Source organism: Mesorhizobium sp. WSM3859, assembly GCF_002295065.1.
Classification (GTDB): Bacteria; Pseudomonadota; Alphaproteobacteria; order Rhizobiales; family Rhizobiaceae; genus Mesorhizobium.
Map to the genome: position 1 here is coordinate 1 of NZ_NSGG01000001.1, position 18,057 is coordinate 18,057.

22 protein-coding genes and 1 tRNA gene are annotated in these 18,057 nt (G+C 61.6%); 14 read left to right on the plus strand and 9 right to left on the minus strand.

The features are described 5' to 3' along the window. Positions 1-176: 176 nt before the first annotated feature. Positions 177-353, minus strand: coding sequence for a hypothetical protein (locus CK230_RS00005; RefSeq protein ID WP_245429769.1), 177 nt, complete (start codon positions 351-353; stop codon positions 177-179). A gap of 615 nt (positions 354-968) precedes the next feature. Between CK230_RS00005 and CK230_RS00015 the strand changes: the two genes are divergently transcribed. The 4 genes from CK230_RS00015 (at position 969) to CK230_RS00025 (ending at position 4,659) form a co-directional block, all read left to right on the plus strand. Continuing rightward, positions 969-2,489: a pilus assembly protein TadG-related protein gene (locus CK230_RS00015; RefSeq protein WP_095815789.1), complete on the plus strand. Its 1,521-nt coding sequence runs from the start codon at positions 969-971 to the stop codon at positions 2,487-2,489. A 149-nt stretch (positions 2,490-2,638) separates the two neighbouring features. Next, positions 2,639-2,809 (plus strand): hypothetical protein, encoded by a 171-nt coding sequence (locus CK230_RS32965; protein WP_176479969.1) that lies wholly within the window; start codon positions 2,639-2,641, stop codon positions 2,807-2,809. A gap of 984 nt (positions 2,810-3,793) precedes the next feature. Next, a tRNA-Leu gene (locus CK230_RS00020) sits at positions 3,794-3,879 on the plus strand. 222 nt (positions 3,880-4,101) lie between these two features. Further along, positions 4,102-4,659: an SHOCT domain-containing protein gene (locus CK230_RS00025; RefSeq protein ID WP_141245963.1), complete on the plus strand. Its 558-nt coding sequence runs from the start codon at positions 4,102-4,104 to the stop codon at positions 4,657-4,659. A gap of 269 nt (positions 4,660-4,928) precedes the next feature. Here the strand turns inward: CK230_RS00025 and CK230_RS00035 are convergent, their stop codons facing one another. Next, positions 4,929-5,642, minus strand: coding sequence for a hypothetical protein (locus CK230_RS00035; RefSeq protein WP_095815186.1), 714 nt, complete (start codon positions 5,640-5,642; stop codon positions 4,929-4,931). After that, complete coding sequence (locus CK230_RS32970; RefSeq protein ID WP_176479970.1) at positions 5,635-5,793, minus strand: hypothetical protein; 159 nt, start codon at positions 5,791-5,793, stop codon at positions 5,635-5,637. The genes CK230_RS00035 and CK230_RS32970 overlap by 8 nt, the downstream gene beginning before the upstream one ends. A gap of 199 nt (positions 5,794-5,992) precedes the next feature. On the opposite strand from CK230_RS32970, the gene CK230_RS00040 reads away from it, so the two are divergent. Continuing rightward, on the plus strand, positions 5,993-6,226 hold the full coding sequence (locus CK230_RS00040) for a helix-turn-helix transcriptional regulator (protein WP_095815187.1): 234 nt from the start codon (positions 5,993-5,995) through the stop codon (positions 6,224-6,226). Positions 6,227-6,859: 633 nt separating this feature from the next. Here CK230_RS00040 and CK230_RS33470 read toward each other — a convergent pair. Continuing rightward, positions 6,860-7,219, minus strand: coding sequence for a hypothetical protein (locus tag CK230_RS33470; RefSeq protein WP_245429770.1), 360 nt, complete (start codon positions 7,217-7,219; stop codon positions 6,860-6,862). A gap of 90 nt (positions 7,220-7,309) precedes the next feature. Between CK230_RS33470 and CK230_RS00050 the strand changes: the two genes are divergently transcribed. After that, positions 7,310-7,786, plus strand: a complete 477-nt coding sequence (locus CK230_RS00050; RefSeq protein WP_095815189.1) for a hypothetical protein — start codon at positions 7,310-7,312, stop codon at positions 7,784-7,786. Positions 7,787-7,822: 36 nt separating this feature from the next. Here CK230_RS00050 and CK230_RS32235 read toward each other — a convergent pair whose 3' ends face one another. After that, on the minus strand, positions 7,823-8,041 hold the full coding sequence (locus CK230_RS32235) for a hypothetical protein (RefSeq protein WP_141245964.1): 219 nt from the start codon (positions 8,039-8,041) through the stop codon (positions 7,823-7,825). Between the two features lie 508 nt (positions 8,042-8,549). Here CK230_RS32235 and CK230_RS00055 point away from each other — a divergent pair. Further along, positions 8,550-8,921 carry a hypothetical protein gene (locus tag CK230_RS00055; RefSeq protein ID WP_095815190.1) on the plus strand — a complete coding sequence of 124 codons (372 nt, stop codon included), beginning with the start codon at positions 8,550-8,552 and terminating at the stop codon, positions 8,919-8,921. Between the two features lie 455 nt (positions 8,922-9,376). On the opposite strand, the gene CK230_RS00060 is transcribed toward CK230_RS00055, so the two are convergent. Further along, the gene (locus CK230_RS00060; RefSeq protein WP_095815790.1) at positions 9,377-9,955 is read right to left on the minus strand and encodes an NUDIX domain-containing protein; all 579 of its coding nucleotides are present in this window, start codon (positions 9,953-9,955) and stop codon (positions 9,377-9,379) included. A gap of 215 nt (positions 9,956-10,170) precedes the next feature. Here CK230_RS00060 and CK230_RS00065 point away from each other — a divergent pair, with 215 nt between their 5' ends. The 3 genes from CK230_RS00065 (at position 10,171) to CK230_RS00075 (ending at position 11,984) form a co-directional block, all read left to right on the plus strand. Further along, positions 10,171-11,274, plus strand: coding sequence for an NADH:flavin oxidoreductase/NADH oxidase (locus tag CK230_RS00065; RefSeq protein ID WP_095815191.1), 1,104 nt, complete (start codon positions 10,171-10,173; stop codon positions 11,272-11,274). Between the two features lie 166 nt (positions 11,275-11,440). Continuing rightward, on the plus strand, positions 11,441-11,719 hold the full coding sequence (locus CK230_RS00070; protein WP_095815192.1) for a DUF982 domain-containing protein: 279 nt from the start codon (positions 11,441-11,443) through the stop codon (positions 11,717-11,719). Positions 11,720-11,744: 25 nt separating this feature from the next. Beyond that, positions 11,745-11,984 (plus strand): DUF2188 domain-containing protein, encoded by a 240-nt coding sequence (locus CK230_RS00075; RefSeq protein ID WP_042644408.1) that lies wholly within the window; start codon positions 11,745-11,747, stop codon positions 11,982-11,984. 166 nt (positions 11,985-12,150) lie between these two features. On the opposite strand, the gene CK230_RS00080 is transcribed toward CK230_RS00075, so the two are convergent. Further along, positions 12,151-12,426, minus strand: coding sequence for a hypothetical protein (locus CK230_RS00080; RefSeq protein ID WP_095815193.1), 276 nt, complete (start codon positions 12,424-12,426; stop codon positions 12,151-12,153). Between the two features lie 174 nt (positions 12,427-12,600). Then, positions 12,601-13,575 carry an alpha/beta hydrolase gene (locus tag CK230_RS00085; RefSeq protein ID WP_095815194.1) on the minus strand — a complete coding sequence of 325 codons (975 nt, stop codon included), beginning with the start codon at positions 13,573-13,575 and terminating at the stop codon, positions 12,601-12,603. Positions 13,576-13,705: 130 nt separating this feature from the next. Between CK230_RS00085 and CK230_RS00090 the strand changes: the two genes are divergently transcribed. The 4 genes from CK230_RS00090 to CK230_RS00105 all read left to right on the plus strand — a co-directional run bounded on the left by CK230_RS00090 (position 13,706) and on the right by CK230_RS00105 (position 16,752). Then, complete coding sequence (locus tag CK230_RS00090) at positions 13,706-14,446, plus strand: competence/damage-inducible protein A (RefSeq protein ID WP_095815195.1); 741 nt, start codon at positions 13,706-13,708, stop codon at positions 14,444-14,446. 85 nt (positions 14,447-14,531) lie between these two features. Then, a complete protein-coding gene (locus tag CK230_RS00095; RefSeq protein WP_095815196.1) occupies positions 14,532-15,365 on the plus strand; it encodes a universal stress protein in 834 nt (277 codons plus the stop codon). Between the two features lie 197 nt (positions 15,366-15,562). After that, positions 15,563-16,063 (plus strand): xanthine phosphoribosyltransferase, encoded by a 501-nt coding sequence (gpt, locus tag CK230_RS00100; protein WP_095815197.1) that lies wholly within the window; start codon positions 15,563-15,565, stop codon positions 16,061-16,063. Positions 16,064-16,263: 200 nt separating this feature from the next. Continuing rightward, positions 16,264-16,752, plus strand: coding sequence for an NUDIX hydrolase (locus tag CK230_RS00105; protein WP_095815198.1), 489 nt, complete (start codon positions 16,264-16,266; stop codon positions 16,750-16,752). Positions 16,753-16,755: 3 nt separating this feature from the next. Here CK230_RS00105 and CK230_RS00110 read toward each other — a convergent pair whose 3' ends face one another. After that, positions 16,756-17,925, minus strand: coding sequence for a hypothetical protein (locus CK230_RS00110; protein WP_245429771.1), 1,170 nt, complete (start codon positions 17,923-17,925; stop codon positions 16,756-16,758). Between the last annotated feature and the right edge of the window lie 132 nt (positions 17,926-18,057).

An 18,057-nucleotide genomic window follows, 5' to 3' on the forward strand; every position in this document is an offset into this window, starting at 1 on the left:
GGGGAATGGGTAGGGGCCTGATAGACGCCGGCCTCGGCGGGTCGATCCGCCGCGCAACGAACCCTATCGATCCCACGGAGGATCGTAATTCCGCGATCGCGCCACTTTCCAATTACCTGCCTCGCCGGAACCGGACATGGCGGATACGCTTCGCCGACGAGGCTGCAACCGGTTGGTCAGGGTCGGTTCGAGGCCGGCTTTCCCGCCGGCATCGCGGCCAGGCACTCCTCCAGCAGCCGAAGTCGCGCTTTTTGCCAGCGCAGCGTATGCGCAACCTCGTGCAGGTTACATCTTGCGTTCGAATTGGCTGTCTCGATCAGCCCCCGCTCGAGCCGATCGATCTCGCTGCGCAACTGATGCGCCTCCGCCTCCCGCAGCCCTCTGATCCAACCTGCCCCACGCATGGTTCCGGCACCAAAGCCGGCCCGATGCTCGCAGACAAAGGCTAATGAGATCGGTTTGCGGAATCTGGCATTTTAAACATCGCTAATATTACATCTTCGAAATGATGGTCTGCGGCGGCGCACTCCGCCTTGGCGCCATGCTCAACGGGATTTCTGGCTGGCCGGCGGCGTAATGTTGGTCGGGCTTGAGAATGCGAATGCCGCACTGCTCGGCGACCCCGGTGGACATCGCAGGGATGTGGAGCAGCGCGAATCAGCATGCTGGTTTTAGCGCGCCATCGGGTTCCAAACTATCAGGGCGTCATCGGCCGCCCATGGGCAGGGCGTCCAGCCCTTCCGCTGCTCTGGCGTCGTCGCATGGCTCGTGAACTGGAGGTTCCGACCGTCACGGTAGGCAGCACAGATCCAGCAGGCCATCCGACCGTCGCCCCCTGCGAATTCTTTCGACAGTCGCATGTCATGTGGCACAAAGGTCCGTAAGACCCTCTTGCTAAGGTCCAAAATATAAGCTTATCCTAAAATTGCGAGGAATGTCAGCGGCACAGGGGCAAGGGGGTGGCTGCGATGTTTCGGGGGATTCGTGCGTTTTGGAAGGATCAACGCGGCGTCGCGCTGATCTTGTTATCCGTGATGCTGCCAGCAATCATCGGCTTTTCCTTGCTGGCGATTGACGCGAGCAGGGTCAACAACCTGCACAACGATCTGCAGAAAGGCACCGACGCGCTCGCCTTGGCGGCCGCTGCAGAGCTGAACGGTAGATCGGATGCATGGACGCGAGCGGAGAACGCTCTGACAAACCTCGTGGCCAACAGCACGCGTTTCTCCGATGGCGGAACGGTGCCGCTGACCACCGGAAACGGAAGCGTCACCGTAGACCCCACTTATGCCGCGTGCCGATCGAAAGGGCAGGTATCGTGGTGCTTCCTTGGGAGTATCCCGGCGAACGACTCCTCGCCGATTACATCGGCCAACTACGCGGCGTCGGCCGTCGTAACACGCTTCATCCAGGTTAAGGCGCAACCCGAAAGCTTCACCGCGCTCTTCCCCATATCGATCGTCTCGGGCAACTCAGCTAACAACAGTTTGACGGTCGGCGGCGTGTCTGTTGCTGGCTTCACCTCGGGCGTCTGCAACTACACGCCGGTCTTCATGTGCAATCCCTACGAGATGGTGAACGGCACCAATAGCGCGGGCGGCGCGACCCTCGAACAGGCCGTATCGGATCCGGCTGTCCATCGCCGCCTGATCGAACTGCGCATGGTGGGGAACAACGCCGCATACGGCCCGGGCAATTTCGGTTTCCTGGCGCCGCCCGATGGCGTTGGCAATGGCGCCCAGGCATTGGCGCAGACGATCGCGACATCAAGGCCGATCGGCTGCTATTCGGCACAAGGCGTCGACACAAAGACCGGCCAGAACAATGGCCCGGTGCAAGATGCCTTCAATGTTCGCTTCGGCATCAGCCCCAACGGCAATCACTTCAACAGCGCCGAGTATGGGCCGGCCACCAACGTCCGCATGGGCGCATCGACTAGCGGCAAAGGCAACCAGTGCCCCGCCTACAATAAGCTCACGTTCAACGCGACGGGCAACATGGGCCTGCCCAACGACGCAACCACGCCGTATATGGGCGGGCGCATGGGCGATGGAAACTGGAATCTGTCCGGCTACTGGAGCACCAATTTCCAAAGCATTACCTACCCATCTTCCTGGAATACGACAAAGCCGACCCGATACCAGGTCTACAAATACGAGATTGCAAACAACCTCGTTGGACACGCTTCCAATGGGGGCGAGGTCGGAACTCCGCCAAATGCCTGCCTTGCACCGGTTACGACCGTTGATCGACGGCTGCTCTACGGAGCAATCCTCAACTGCAACGCACTGCAGGCGGCAGGCAACAATCTCAATGGCAACAGCACCAACCTTCCTGTCGAAGCCTTTGCCAGCTTCTTCATCACCCAGCCTGTCTCGGGCGCCAACAACGGAGGGTCTGTCTTCGTCGAACTCGTCGACATTACCGGCCGCGGGGGATCAGGAACGCTGGACAATTTCCTGCGCGACGAAGCTCAGCTCTATCGCTAGGGGCGAACGCAGAACTGTTGGGAACCGGGATATCTCGGTTGCGGTGGTCGTCCCCGTCCACGCCAGCCTAATATTAGCAGTTTCTTGTATTATGGCGCCGACGGGAGCATAATTCCATCAGCGTACGAGGAGCTTTGAGGGAGAGTTCCATGCGACCGATCCTTCTGATCGTCGCCGCTGTCGCTGCGTTCTTCGTCTGGGACCGGCTTGCCAATGACGGGCGCTTGTTGGCCGGAATAGAATCTAGCTGGACGCAAGCGACTGACTTCGCGAGCGGCAACGGTATCCAGATCACGCTCCACGACTTTACCGAACGGTGATGAACTAGGTCACCGACAAAACCAACCTGAAGAGGAATTCATCATGGAGTCTTGCTATCTGCCAAGTGCCATATGCGGCCTGTCGGTTTTCGCCTATCTCGCGTTCTCGTTCGCCGTCCTGGCTCCCCTGGCCATCGCACGCTTGAGGCAGCTGAATAAGCACCGCCGCGATAGGAGTGAAGGTTCCATGGTAATTGGACTGCTACAGCCCGCCTGAGTGATCCTGCAACACGTTTCCGGGCTTCATCCCAGCAGCGCCATTGCCGCGATGGTCAAGGCGCCTTCACCCTCGGGACGATGGTCAACCGGGTGTAGCGCTTGCCGCCGATGTATTCGACCTTGCCGGACCGCGCGGTCGTGGTGATGAAAGGGATCGTGATCAATGAAGTCGTCCAAATCGACCTGGTTGAAATTCGCTTCCGGCTCGTTGCTCTCTTCGAGCGTGAAGCCGTAGAGCGACGCGTCGGCGTCGGCGCGACAGATGCAGGCGATGGTGTATGTCGAAGCCGTCCAAATCGATGATGGCGCCGACGATGTCTCGGTCGGGGCTCGGCAAAGGTGGAATAACCACTCGGATATCCATCGCGGGATCCTCTCTCTCAAGCACGCGGATAGATGACCCGCCCATGTTCGCTCACCCTCGTCCCGGTCGGGCTGCCCGCCAAGCCGTATCGATCCCTCACCGGGCGGACCAACGGCGGAAGATCAGCCCGTTGCTGAACTGGGCCGGCGAGAAGCGCTTGGCGCGCTGGTGGCCTCGACGTGGTTGCAATTAGCCGCCGGCTAGGGCATGCCTCGCCCATGGTCACGCTGTCGGTCTACGCCCATTTGTTCAAGAAGTCGGACGAAGGCGCAGCAGCGGCGATTGAAGCTGCGATGAGAACGGGCGTGGAACAGCAATGAAGGGCATTCGGTGCCAAAACGGTGCCAAATCCACCCAAAGGGCTAGACCGGAATCGCCTTAAGTGCTTGAAATTGCGGCGCGCGGACGTGGCGGAATTGGTAGACGCAAGGGACTTAAAATCCCTCGATCTCTGATCGTACGGGTTCGATTCCCGTCGTCCGCACCATGTTGAAATTGTTCATTTATTCGAATTATACCGTTACGGCAGGCTACCCCGGAAAATCTGGATGTGGGTAGCCGTACGGGTAGCCAAAGATATGAAGAACCCTTCCGGAGGGCGGCGCCGCAGAGCCAATTTGAGAGACCCGGCGTCCTCTCTACCTCAACATCAGCCCGAGATATTTGCTTTTCAGCGGACTGTGCTGAATACTGTTGCCAGGGGAAGGCAATGGGCACAAATCCAAAGTATAGCGAGGCAATGGCCGAACTTGCGGCCATGAGAGCACGGGGCGATGTCGACCAGAGCGAATTTGAGGCTGCGCGTGACAAGCTGCGGGATCGCTATGGGGTAGCAGATCAGCCTTCGCCCGATCGTCCGCGAGTTGCAGCTTCGAACAAGGCCGACGGTGGGAAGGCCCAAAAGCTAATTGCTTGGATCATCACGGGGTTGATAGCGTATGCGCTCCTGAAGGCTTGTTCGACGTCCGATCATCGTCAGGCCGTCGACGACGTGGCTGTGAAAAAGCCGGATAATGGCCTGCAGTGCTTTAGTGCCTGGGACGGATCGAGCCGTGAGCTTGTTCGTATGGTCACTGAGCGGCTTCGTGATCCAGACTCCTTCAAGCACGTCGAGACAAAGACCTCCGAGCCCAAGAACGGACGCCGGACCGTGCTCATGGAGTATCGAGCGAAGAATGGCTTTGGCGGCTACAATGTGGGCTACGCAACAGGCGAGATGAATATCTCCACCTGCGCAATCACGGACTTTAGTTTGGTGGGGCAATAGAAAAGGCCCGGAAGCCGCAGCGTCCTAGTCAATTGCGGAGCAAACTCACCTACTTCCAATGGATGTGCCGGTGCCCCCAAACCTCCAAATTGATCGAACGGGCCCTGTCCTCTTAGGCTGCCAAAAACAGCGCTCGTAGCTCAAGTCAGGACAGAGCGGGACCCTCCCGGGCAGATGAAGGTTCGAGCCCTGCCGAGTGCACCAAATCTTCTTTGGCAAGAAAAAGCCCGGCCACCTGAGCAGCCGGGCCAAATACCCCTGGGAAGTTTTCAGAACCCCTTCGCCTCCCAATAGCGCGTGCGACCGTCCGCCCTGCCGACATCGGCCTGTGATAACGGCCCGGTATAGCCCGGCACCGTGACCACCGGCCCTACGATGGTCAGGGACGGCTCTGGACGCCTGCAACGGCCGTTGCGGAGCATTTGCCTCGCCATGTCGACACCTTCGCCAGTGAAGCCGCCGCAGCCGTAATCCGGGCTGTCCTCGACGTCGACCATTGCCGCCGTGCCGGCTCCGGAATCGGGATTGCTCCAGCCCAGCCACGGCTCGTCGTCGTCCCGCCCGTCATGCGGCTCGTCGAGGATATCCCCGCCGTGCTCGTTCTCTTCCTCAACGTCCTCGCACCAATGCCCGCCCTTTGCCCAGCTAGGGGTCGCAGAGGCGTCGCGCTCGTCGCCGTTGGGTTCGGTGTCACTGTCGGGCTCTAGATCGTCCCGCGGGCCTTCCAGATCGTCGCATGAGCCCATCACACCGTCCGCAGACCAACCGAGCGAAGGTTCAAGGTCGGCGCCGTCCTCGATGTCTGGATCCGGCGACAAGTCGTCGAGCATATCGATAAGCGCGGCGATCGAGAGTGACAGCGCCTTCCGGCTGCTGCGGTCTATCTGGAGCGTCAAGAGGTCGGTTTCGGCTGAACGCTCAGGCTGAGCGATTTGCGCAGCGACGTAGGCCTCGCCCTTCTTGGTGAGTTGGAGGTCATCCATTGAGGTCGGCCTCCAGATTGTCGATTGCACGGGCACCAGCGGCGTGCAGGGCGTTGGAGGCCTTCAGGAGCCACAAGGCGAGGCTTGCGCGTCCTAGGCGCGTACGGAGGCTCGCTGCGGCCAGCAGAAGCGCAATGGCGGCGTAGGTCATGACAACCTCCGCTGCACAAGCAGGACGCGGCCAGAAAAGCGGCCGAGGATCAACTATCCGGTCAGCGGGCATAGCTCCGCCGGCTGCCGGAACATGGGTGTTCGGCATCGTGTTGCTCCAAGTTGTAAGAACGTTGCACTAATGGTATAAGACTACACGATAATAACAGTCAACATTTTTGATATAAGGTTGCATCAAATTGTCAGTTTCGCCTGCGCAGTGCCGGGCTGGTCGAGCGCTTATCGGCTGGTCTCAAGATCAGCTCGCCGCGGCGTCCAAAGTCGCGAAGGCCACCATTGCTAACTTCGAGGCTGGCAAGCGCGCTCCCTATGATCGAACGCTTGAAGACATGCGCCGAGCCCTGGAAGCAGCCGGTGTCGAATTCATTCCCGAGAACGGCGGCGGCGCCGGCGTGAGGCTGAGGAAGGTGTGAGCTGCCGCAGCTTCCGAAAGTAATAGCCACATATATCTGCCTGGATATTCCACTGTGCAAAGCTGGCCGGGTTTACCGAAAGTAGCGCTTCCTCTTGCAGAAATATTCGCTTTAAGAGATGTTTAACCCTAAGCCGTGGGAGGGCTGGGGGTATGAGAGTAAAGGGGTTGATGGCACTTTGTGCTACTGCCGCGCTGTGCGGCTGTCAGACAAGCAATCAAGCCGATTACGTACAGATTGGATATGGGCCGAGTTTCGACGTCGCCCATGCTCAATGCGAGATGCAAAAGGGCTCTGTAGACCAGGGCTATCTTGCTATCGGATCGCCGGGCTTTGTTGCGGGAACCGGAATAGGCAATGCCCTCGGCAACTTGGCTCGCGAAGATCAATACATGAAAAACTGCCTCATCCTAAACGGATGGAAACGGGCGCCGCATGGCCAGGGAGCCGCCGCTGCCGCTGCGGAAGCCGCCGGCAAATCGCCGACGCCATACGGGATCGCGCGTGCACCCGGGAGCTGGATCAACACGGGTATGTTGGACTGGTCTGACGCCAACAAAAAATGCGTGGCAGGTGACAAAGCAGCGTGCGCCACTCGCGCCAGTCTTGGTGCGAAGCTCAGAGCGTCTGGCATCAACCCGTCTTAGGGAACGGGATTATCTGACCTGTTAAGAAAGGGGGCGACGTCATGGGGTGGCGTTTTCGTAAGTCAATCCGGCTTGTGCCGGGTGTCCGGCTGAATGTTGGCAAGAGGGGTGTCAGCGTCACAGCCGGGCCGCGCGGATTCAAAACAACAGTCGGAACGTCGGGGCGCACGACAACGGTCGGCATCCCCGGCACGGGGATCTCGCATACGTCACGCAAGAGCAGAAGCCGCAAGGCCGAAGCGGCATCGCCGCAGGTCGCGGCGCTCGCCAGTGTCGAGACGGTGTCCGAAACGGCGCCGAGGTCGCCAGGAAGACGCTGGGTAGGATGGGCGATCTTGCTGTTCATCAGCTACTGCCTGTGGGCGCGGTATTCCGGATAGACGTGAGGGCGCCCGTGAAAATCGAAATTCACTTATGAGGCCGCGTAGGTGCCTTCATGTTCATCTGCGGGCCAATCGTCAGTGGACTCGGCTATTTTTGGCTGATGAATGAACTATCGCGCGGATACCCTCAGATCGGCGGCCCGCTCCTCGTCCAAGCGGCCGGCGCGATCGTGTTCCTGTTGGGTTGCGTCATGATGTTGGTCGGTCGGACATATCGACATATGGCCGCTCTGTGTGCTTATGCGTTGATGCTTTCCCCAGCCCACTCAGAGCCGGCCAAGACCCCTATAGCCCGCTGCACAAGCTTCCTGCGCGTGTTCGTGCTCCCCCGTCATTATGGAGCGCTGAAATACCGCCTCATCAAGTCGACACAGCATGGAGATCCGCCGAGTGTGACGATCGAGTTCGAGACGCGTAACAAACTGCGTGCTCCAGGGCGATCAATCGGCACCTGCGAGTTCGACCGAGATCGGCGTCATATCAGTTTCTATACCTTCGACGGACAGCGCAGCCAGATCATCTACGATTAGCGAGCCCGCCAGCGCGCGTTCCCTCTCGCCGCTGTCCTACACCGGCTCGGCGTCCTGCGCGCTGTGGCGCTTCCCTGTGGCCTGGATTTGGGCAAGCATTCGCGCCTGCGCAGCAATGCGGACCCGATCGAGCGCTTCCTGCTGCGCCCGCTCTCGCTCGAGCCGGTAGACCTCGGGCAAAGGTTCCCAGTCGGCCGGCTTCTGCCGCATGCACCATTTCTCACGACGAAAGCCCCAATGCTCGATCCCGACCATCGTGCTGCCGTCCCCACCAAATCTTGTCGATCTCGACCTCGCCTTGGCCATCCTTCCAGGGCGTCCAGCCGCGGCCCGGCCGTTCGATCAAGTCGTCGTCGCGCATGCGGCGGATGATGCATAAGCCGCGACTTATTCGCAAGGCCAAGGAACGCCCTTAGCCATCCTCCATTCGCAGGTCGAGTACTTTAGCTGCCGCTGATATGCCAACCTCAGGCCGACTCCCCTACCCCGGGAGTGGGCTAGGCCCGGCGGTTCAATCAAACGCTACCCCAACACAGCGGAACTGTCGGGCCGCTACCTACCTGGCGCTCGTAAGCTCTCCATCGCGCAATTGAGCATCCTCCGAAATAGTTACTTTAGCAGACGCTGATATGTTGATACCCCTACCTGCTGCCGGGGCTGACCCGGCTAGGCCCGGCAGTCACATGGCCGCACACCCAAACGGCGGCTGTCGGGCCGCCTATGGGCACGGCGTCCAGCCCTTCCGCCGCTCCGGCGTGACGGCATGATTCGTGAACTGCAGGTTCCGATCGTCGCGGCCGGCGCCGCGGCACTCATGGCAGTAGATGATTTTCAGCAAATCCCAATGCAGGCCAGGGGCTGGTCCGGCCCGAACCTCCTGACAGGGCGTCAGGCCTTTTATCATCAGAACAGATGGCGACCCCGATCACGCGTAATGAAATTCTTGGATTATGAAGAGCACAGCGCCGAAGTGGGTTGGCATTTATCGATGCCGGGCGTCCCGCCATTTATCTGTGTGATTGACGGATCAAAGGGCGATTACATTTCGCGCGACGAATACATTGCTTCGGGTTTTAAGCCTGACGTCGATGTTCTCCCATGGGAATCCGAATATAGGACCTCCAAGAAGCCTTAGTCTGCAGTTCAGCCTTCCTTGGAGAGACGATAAGAGCTGATAGGGGAGTGAGACTGCGCACCACCTCATCAGGGACTTCCGCTACGGAGACCCGTTAGCTCCGGCGCGCCTGTCCTGTTTGAGGCAAATTTGTAGACGGCTTTGGAGAAGTGGGCGGGCGGGAGAAAGGTTCAATCTAAGCGCGTGCCCGTCGCCGCCTCAGCATGACAAGGCCGTTAAGCGGTTGTTAACATAGAATTCGGACTGCGCGATAACACCATATTCTGCGGAGCTACTTTAGCTAGGTTGAATGTTGCGGCGGAACTCCCCAGGACCGCCGGGCCGGCGTCCTTTGCCCACTCTACCCCAATGAGGGACGCATGTGGGTCAGTCCCCCTCTTGGGTAGCCGCGCGGGTGTAGGAGGAGCTTCGGGTGGCAGGCCACCAACGCTGAAGCATCGAAGCCGAAGACAGGCTCAAGCCTTGATCGGGTTGAGCTTCAGGTGCTGGAGCAGGATGATCGTCTTGGCGTCGACGATGCGGCCGTCGGCGATGCCGGCCAGCGCCTCGTCCAGTGGTATTTCCAGAACCTCGATGTCCTCGCCCTCCTCCGGCGCGCCGCCGCCGTCGGAAATGCGGTCGGCCGGCGAATAGCGCGCGGTGAAGAACCACAGCCGCTCCGTCACGCTGCCCGGGCTCATGAACGGCGCGAACAGCCGCTCGACATCCTTCAGATGGTAGCCCAGCTCCTCTTCCGCTTCCTTGCGGATGGCGGTTTCGGGATCGTTTTCGTCGAGCAGGCCGGCGCAGGCCTCGATCAGCGGCTCGCGGTGACCCACGGCGTAAGCCGGGAAGCGGAACTGCCGCACCAGGAGCACGGTCGAGCGCCGAGGATCGAACGGCAGGATCACCGCGCCGTCGCCGCGATCGTAGGTCTGCCGGATCTGCGTCTCCCATTGCCCGTCGCGGCGGCGATAGTCGAGCACAGTCTTTTTCAGCACAGCCCAGTCGTCCGAAAGGACCTCTTCCGAACGGATGCGAACGCGATCTTCCATGACGACCTCCCGATTGGCCGCAAAGGGATAGAGCAATTTCAGGAAAAGTGTGAAGCGGTTTTCCGTCCGAAATTGCGTCAAAAAAATAGAGCGGCGAAAGATGACCCGCGCAATCCTGGAAACCGAGTGGTCCAGCGGCGGTTTCACCGGCTCGTGTCTGGCGCGACGCGCCGCGACTGCCTAGATAGCGGTATCTTCCCAGGAGAGCCCGCTTCATGACGTCATCGCTTTTCCAGCCGATCACCCTCGGCGACCTCACCTTCCCCAATCGCATTGCGGTCGCCCCCATGTGCCAGTATTCGGCCGAGGACGGCTCGGCCAGCGACTGGCATCTCTATCACTGGATGAACTTGGCCATGTCGGGCGCCGGTATGGTCACCGTCGAGATGACCGATGTCGAGCGGCGCGGGCGCATCACGCATGGCTGCCTCGGTCTCTATTCGGACGACAATGAGGCGGCCGCCAAGCGCACGCTCGACGCCGCCAGGCGCGTCGCCGCGCCCGGCACGAAGTTCGGCGTCCAGCTTGCCCATGCCGGCCGCAAGGCCTCCAACCGCAGACCCTGGGAAGGCGGCGGCCCGCTGCAGCCCGGTGAAGATCCCTGGCAGACGGTTTCTGCCTCGGCCATCGCCTACGACACGGGCTGGAATGTGCCGCACTCGTTGGAGGATGAGGAGATTCTTGAGCTCATCGCGCGTTTTGCGCAGTCGGCCGTGCGCGCCGAACGCGCCGGCTTCGACTTTGCCGAACTGCACGCCGCGCATGGCTATCTGATCTTCCAGTTCCTCTCGCCGCTCTCCAACCAGCGGACAGACCGCTGGGGCGGGTCGCTCGAAAACCGCATGCGCTTCGCGGTCGAAATCGCCAGGGCGGTCAAGAAGGCCGCTCCGTCCATGATGCTGGGCGCGCGCCTTTCGGTGAAGGAATGGGTCGACGGCGGTTTCGACATCCAGGACGCGATCGAGGTGGCCAAGGCGCTGAAGGCCGAGGGCATCGCCTATATCTGCTGCTCCAGCGGCGGCAATTCGCCCCTGCAGCAGGTGCCGCCCGGCCCCGGCTACCAGGTGCATCTGGCGGAAGCCGTGCGCAACGGCGCCGGCATTCCGACGCGCGCCGTGGGGCTGATCGACGATCCGAGCCAGGCCGAGGCGATCGTCGCCGGCGGTCGGGCCGACATGGTGGCGCTGGCGCGCGCCTTCCTCGCCGACCCGCGCTGGGGCTGGCGCGCGGCGGCTGCCTTCGGCGAGGAGATCCATCCCGCGCCCCAGCTGGCACGTTCGGTGACGACGATGCGGCATTGGATGAAGGCCGCCGGCTAGAGCAATTGCGGGGAAAAGTGCTAGGCGGTTAGGCTCGGCGACTTCGCCGTAGCCTTCCGTCCGGAATTGCGTCAAAACGAAACCGGAAATCAGCGGGACCTGAGACGTTTGGGCGCAGGATCCTCGCCACAACTGCAACCAATTTGGCCGCTTTACGTTGGCGGCCATGATAGACAGCAAACCTTTTGAGAAGCCGGTGGTGGTCGAGCTCGGCCATGTCGGCAAATATCGCCATATAAGTAGCACCCGCGAGGCGGCCGAGTGCCTGATGACCGTTTGGCCGCTCAATCGCGGCGAGCGGCATCGTGATGCTCTCGACACTTGCCTCAAAGCGCTGGAAGGGTATCGTTCACCAGCGGACGCACGTCGCGCCCTTATCGAGGCGGCCAGGGAATCGGAAGTGCTGGTTCCCGAAGACAGGCTGCTCGACGGAAAGCTGCACTGAGCACGCTTCTTAACCGGAGGATTTCATGGCGAAGCTGACTTACAAGATCGTCGAGCATGATGGCGGCTGGGCCTACAAGGTCGGCTCGACGTTTTCCGAGACTTTCCGTACCCACCAGGAGGCGCTGCGCGCCGCCGAAATCGCCTCGTCCGAGCAGCAGGTCGCCGGAACCACGGACGGCATCCAGTATGAGGATGCCGAAGGAAAGTGGCACGATGAGCTTGCCGACGGCCGCGACCGGCCGCAGACCGAAGTATCGGACTGATTTTTACCCGCGCCCGCGGCCGACGATGCCCGAGCCTTCATGCCGGCCGCTGGGGGGTGCCAGAGCAATTCCAGGAAAAGCGCGTAGCGGTTTTCCGTCCAAATTGCGTAAAAACAAAGAGTTGGGGCGGACCAGCGATTCCATCAAACGCTGAACCGCTCAAGGCTTACTTGCCGCAGTACTGGTCGTTGACGTTACCGCCGGCATTGGCGTCCGGTCCGGGCGTGCTCGACGCGCACGGTCCCACGGGGCCGGTATTGCCGAGCGTATTGAGGCCGGAAGCGTCGCCGCCCGCGATGCTGCCGGTGGTGGTGCGATCGATCGGCCGCTCGCTCGACGCTGAGTGGCCGTGCCACCACGACCAGTCGTCGGATGACTGCGCCATCGCCGCGCCACTCATGGCCAGCACGAGCGCTGAAGCTGCTATGATTTTCCTAAGCATTGGAGTCTCCATTCTTTAAATCGCCGAGGCCTGCCCGGCGACCCGCGTGAAACCCGGGGTTGCGGCAAAGGTTCCGCCAGGAAAATCACGAAAAACCAACGCATTCGACACGTTTGTGTGACGGCTCCGTGAGCTGGCGGAATGCCAAACACCCAGATCCCCGACAGCGGAAACTCAGTTCACGTTTGCGAAGGCGCGGGCAGCGATACGTCGGATGAAGGCGACGGCCCGTTCGGGGTCAACGAACTGCGGCATATGGCCGAGGCCTTCGACCCGCTCGAAGTCGAGCCCCTGGATCCTGTCCAGCATCGGCTCGCCATGGACGGCTTCGCCGATGACGCGGTCGGCGCTGCCGAACAGAATGCCTGCCGGCATCGCTATTTCGCCATATCGCTTTTCGATGCGATCAAGATCCTGCTCGACCGCCACGAAGTCGGTGGACGTGGCGAAATAATGGGACGGGCGCAAGCCGAGCCATCCCCCGCCGGCGACCATGTAGTCCGCGGGAACCGCTTGCGGCGCGAAGATGAACCTCAGCGTCGGCTGCGCGTAGCGCAGGCTGAGTGGTATCGCCGTCGTATAGGCCAGGATCCGGCGCAGCAGCGCTGATGGAACATAGAGCAGGTCGAACCGCTGACGTATCCTCGCTTCCAGATGCGTCAGCGGCGACAGCAGCGCGATACCGGAAATCGCCGTCGGATGCTCGGTCGCCAGCGCAAGCGCGACAGCGCCGCCCAGCGAATGGCCGACGACCAAAGGTCGTTCCAGGCGCAGTTCCTCGATGAAGCGCCGCACGATCTCGGCCTGCTCGGGCAATCGGCCGGTCGCGCCGCTCGCCCGAACCGAATAGCCCGAGCCCGGCCGGTCGAGCGCGATCAGCCGGTAGCCGGCGCCGAAGCGTCCGAACAGCGTGTGGCGGAAATGGTGGAGTTGGGCGCCCAACCCATGCAGGAAAACGATCGGCCTACCCTCGCCTTCTTCCACGAAATGGATGCGGTTGCCGTCGATCTCGACGAATTTTCCGCACGCCGGCACCAGCCTTTCAGCCCTCACCGCGATCCGCCATGTTGCGAGCATCAGGACGAGCAGGACAAGGCCGGCCGCGGCGAGCAAGCCCGCGAGCAGCCACAGGACAATCGATATCAGCATGGTTTCATCTGCTCCCGACCGACCGCACCATATCCGCAGCAGCCGCCGCCACAAGCGCGCATCCGGCTTTCGCATTGCGGCGGGCCTCAGGCCGCGTTATCTCAGGCGAGCTTTTGCGCCGGAGTCCGCCATGCCTGAAATCGTCACCGCCGCCATGCTCGTCATCGGCGACGAAATCCTCTCCGGCCGCACCAAGGACAAGAATATCGGCCATCTCGCCGACATCATGACGGCGATCGGCATCGACCTGAAGGAAGTGCGCATCGTCCCCGACGAGGAAGACGAGATCGTTGCGGCGGTGAATGCCGTGCGCGCCCGTTATACCTACGTCTTCACCACCGGCGGCATCGGCCCCACGCATGACGACATCACCGCCGACTCGATCGCCAAGGCTTTCGGCGTGCCCTGCGAGTATGACGCCAAGGCTTACGCCCTGCTCGAGGCGAGCTATGCCGGGCGCGGCATCGAATTCACCGAAGCGCGCAAGCGCATGGCGCGCATGCCGCGCGGCGCCGACCTTATCGACAATCCCGTCTCCGTCGCGCCGGGCTTCCGCATCGGCAATGTCCATGTCATGGCCGGCGTACCGTCGATCTTCCAGGCCATGCTCGACAATGTCGTGCCGATGCTCAAGGCCGGCACGAAAATGCTGTCGGCCACGGTGCATTGCCCCTTTGGCGAAGGCCTGATCGGCGGGCCGCTGGCCGAGATCCAGAAGGCGCATCCCGACACCATCATCGGCTCCTATCCCAAATATGGCGACGGCAAGTTCTGGACCGAGCTCGTCGTCCGCGCCCGCAGCGAGGAAGCGCTCGAGGCCGCGCGCAAGGATGTCGAGGCGATGGTGGCGGGCTTCGCCAAGGCGGGCTGACCGGCGTTAGGCGGGAACCAGTCAACCCGTTGAGGCGTTCCCTTTGCCGCGCACGCACGTAGCGCAAGCAATTGAGGGACCTGTCATGCGCTTCAAGACAATCGTCGCCATTTTGCAGAACGAGCAGGACGCCGAGCGCGTTCTCGATTGCGCCCTTCCGCTTGCCGAAAGGTTCGAGAGCCATCTCGTCGGCATCCATGCCGAGGCGTTGCCCGTTCCCTACACGTCGGCCACCGGCTTCCCGGACACCGAATTCCTGCAGGTCTCGGCCGAGATGAACAAGGAGCGCGCCGACAAGCTGCAGGCCTATTTCCTGAAGCGGGTCGAGGAATCCGGCCTGTCCTTCGAATGGCGAAGCCTGGAAAGCTTCTCCGGCGACAGCGCGCTGACCGGCATAACGAGCGTGCGCGCCGCCGATCTGATCATCGCCGCGCAGCGTGACACCGGTGGCGACCCGAGCGCCGACGTCGACACACTGGTCTATGATGCCGGCCGGCCGGTGCTGGTCGTGCCCCATGCCGGGCCTCTGATCACCACCTTCAGACGCGTGCTGCTCGCCTGGAATGGCAGCAAGGAGGCCGCTCGCGCAGCCTTCGATGCCCTGCCCTTCATCGCCGAGGCCGACAAGACGGACATTCTCGTCATCGATCCCCCGGAGACGCTGGATGAATCTCCGGAAGCGGCCGGCGCCGAGATTGCAGCGGCCTTGTCGCGTCACGGCGCCAATGTCAGCGTCTGCGTGCAGAAATCCGGCGGCACTTCGGTCGATGACATGATTCAGGCCAGGATCGCCGAATCCGGCGCCGACCTTCTGGTGCTCGGCGCCTACAGTCACTCCTGGCTGCGCCAGCTTCTGTTCGGCGGCGTTACCCGCACGATGCTGCGCACGACGAATGTGGCAGCTTTCCTATCGCGTTGAGCATCCCTCGAAAGCGGGAGCCAGATTCAGGGCGATACCTTTGCAAGTCTGACGGGCGTCGCTTGAATTCCGTTTGAGCGCGGTGCCTGAAGCCGTCACCGGCCCCTGCTCTTGCCAAGCCTGGCGCTTTCCGGCTAATTCCGGCTGCATTCCAGTGTTTCTGCGCGCCACGGCGCGCCTTGCGGAGTGCGCGAACCATGTCCCTTCCCGAAAAAGCCTTTCCCGTCTCATGGGACCAGTTCCACCGCGACGCCCGCGCGCTTTCCTGGCGGCTTTCCGGCGCCAGCAAGGGACAATGGAAGGCGATCGTCTGCATTACCCGCGGCGGCCTGGTGCCGGCGGCCATCATTGCGCGCGAGCTCGGCATCCGCGTCATCGAGACGGTGTGCGTGGCTTCCTATCATGACTACACCAGCCAGGGTCAGATGCAGGTCCTGAAGGAGATTTCGCCTTCGCTGCTTGCCGACGAGGGTGCCGGCGTGCTGATCATCGACGACCTGACCGACACCGGCAAGACGGCCGGTATCGTGCGCGCCATGATGCCGAAGGCGCATTTCGCGACCGTCTATGCCAAGCCGAAGGGCCGTCCGCTGGTCGATACATTCGTCACTGAGGTCAGCCAGGACACCTGGATCTACTTTCCGTGGGACATGGGCTTCACTTACCAGAAGCCGATCGCGGACGATCATGTCGGCTGAACGGCCGTCATATTTTCCAGAGAATCCGCCTCAAAGGAGCGGCGTGTAGTCGAACCAATGAGCGCGTCTACTTTGTGAGATTGACCTTTTCTGGTGGTATTTTCCCGCGGAGTGAAGTTTTTTACTTTTAAAGCCCATAATTCGCCGTAAGATTCGTAAGGTGGCAAACGATTCTGGAGGCTGAGGGCAGCTTTCTTCCGATGTTGACGAGGCCGACAACGCACAACCAGATGGCCGAAAGGGTCCGGCGGCTCTTCGGCAAGGCGCCCTGTCGCCTGCAGGTTGCCGCCCTGCCCTGGCGTGACGGCAAAGACGGCGTCGAGATCATGCTGATCACCAGCCGCGACACCGGGCGCTGGGTTCTGCCGAAGGGCTGGCCGGAGGCCAGGGAACCGCTTTGCAAGGCCGCCGCCCGTGAAGCAGGCGAAGAGGCCGGCTTGCGCGGCACCATCTCGCATCTTGAAGCCGGCCGCTATTTCTATGCCAAGGTCCTCGCCTCCGGCGAGGAAGTGCCCTGCGAAGTCCTGGTCTTTCCGCTGCATGTCGACCGCATCGCGGACCGCTGGAAAGAAAAGCGCGCACGCACGCGCAAATGGGTTGGCGCGACCGAAGCCGCCCAAATGGTCAACGAACCGGACCTTTGCCAGATCATTGCCGGTTTTTGCGCCGCACCGCACACCTTCGTCTGATCGTCAGACGCGACCGAAATCATCGGAACTCAGCCGGGTCCAGCGATCGCCCATCAATCCGCCGATAAAGATGTCGCCGGCGCGGACCGCTTCTGCGACCTGGGCGATGCGTGAGCGCACCATCGTGCCGCCGGCATAGCGGAAGAAGAGACGGTTGTAGCCGAAGAGTTGCGGCAGGAACCTGCTTTGTGTCTGGCCGGTTATGCCCACGCAGCCCATCTCCCGAGCAGCCGCGATAAGGCCGTCCAGCGTCGTGCCCCAGTGGGGTCCGGGCGCCTGGATCTGCAACAGGTTCGCGATGCCGCCAGCCTGCCCGTAGAAGGCATGACAACCGACCATCTTGCCTGCTTCGTCGTAAGTCCCGCCGAAATGAAGTGGCCCGTCGGCCTGCTTTTCGGCCGCCAGTGCGAGCAGCCGCGGCAATTCGCTATCCTTCCAGCTCGGTCGAAGAGCAAAATCGGACATCAGTGCCGGCAGCCGGTCCGCAAACTGCGCGGCATCGATCCGCTCATGGTGGATCCGTCGCGACGATGAAGGCTGGACCGGGGGCTCGAGCCGTCTTCCCGCGAGAGCATCGAACGCTCGCGCGCAGGGGCCGAGCGCCAGCCGAGCCAGCCCGGGCCATTTACGCTGCAGCAAGGCGGCGGCCATGGCGCCCGGCTGAAAAACACAGGTCCATTCCAGACAGTGCACCGGCAAGAGCTGATACTTCATCGGACGCGCGAAGGCCAAGGATGTCCGGTTGGCCGAATCGGTCAGATATAGATCGAACTCGCCCTGATGCAGGGTACGCAGCAATTGTGGCCCGGCCCAACCGTGATCGGTGCTGGAATCGGTCATGAAGGGACCGATGATGGCCGCATTCAATGCCGATCCATTGAGCTCATAGCGGGCCTTCAGAACGCCCATGAACCCGCCGAGGCCGCCCTGCGGGTTTATCTGGACAAGGGCCTTGTTCTCACCGCGGTCAAGATAAAGCTTTCTCATATAGTCCGCCGTCTGCGCGACGGCGTGATCGCGAAGGCGGCGACGGCGGAACTTCGTCAGGAAGAGCGCGGCGACGCGCTCGAGATCCTCGGCGGCAAGCGGCCGTACCGAGCCATGGTGAGTGTCCGGCACCGACGGCGCCGGCATCTTTCCCGAACCCGCATTTGCGGAGACCAAATCCATCATGAATGCCTATGCATGGTCCTCTGTCGGCGGGCAAAATCCTGCAATATCCAAAGAAATCTCCTTCCGATCAGCATGCCTGTAGAAATCTCCAGGAGACCTGCGCATGCCAGATCCGATTTGCTTTCTGAAGGT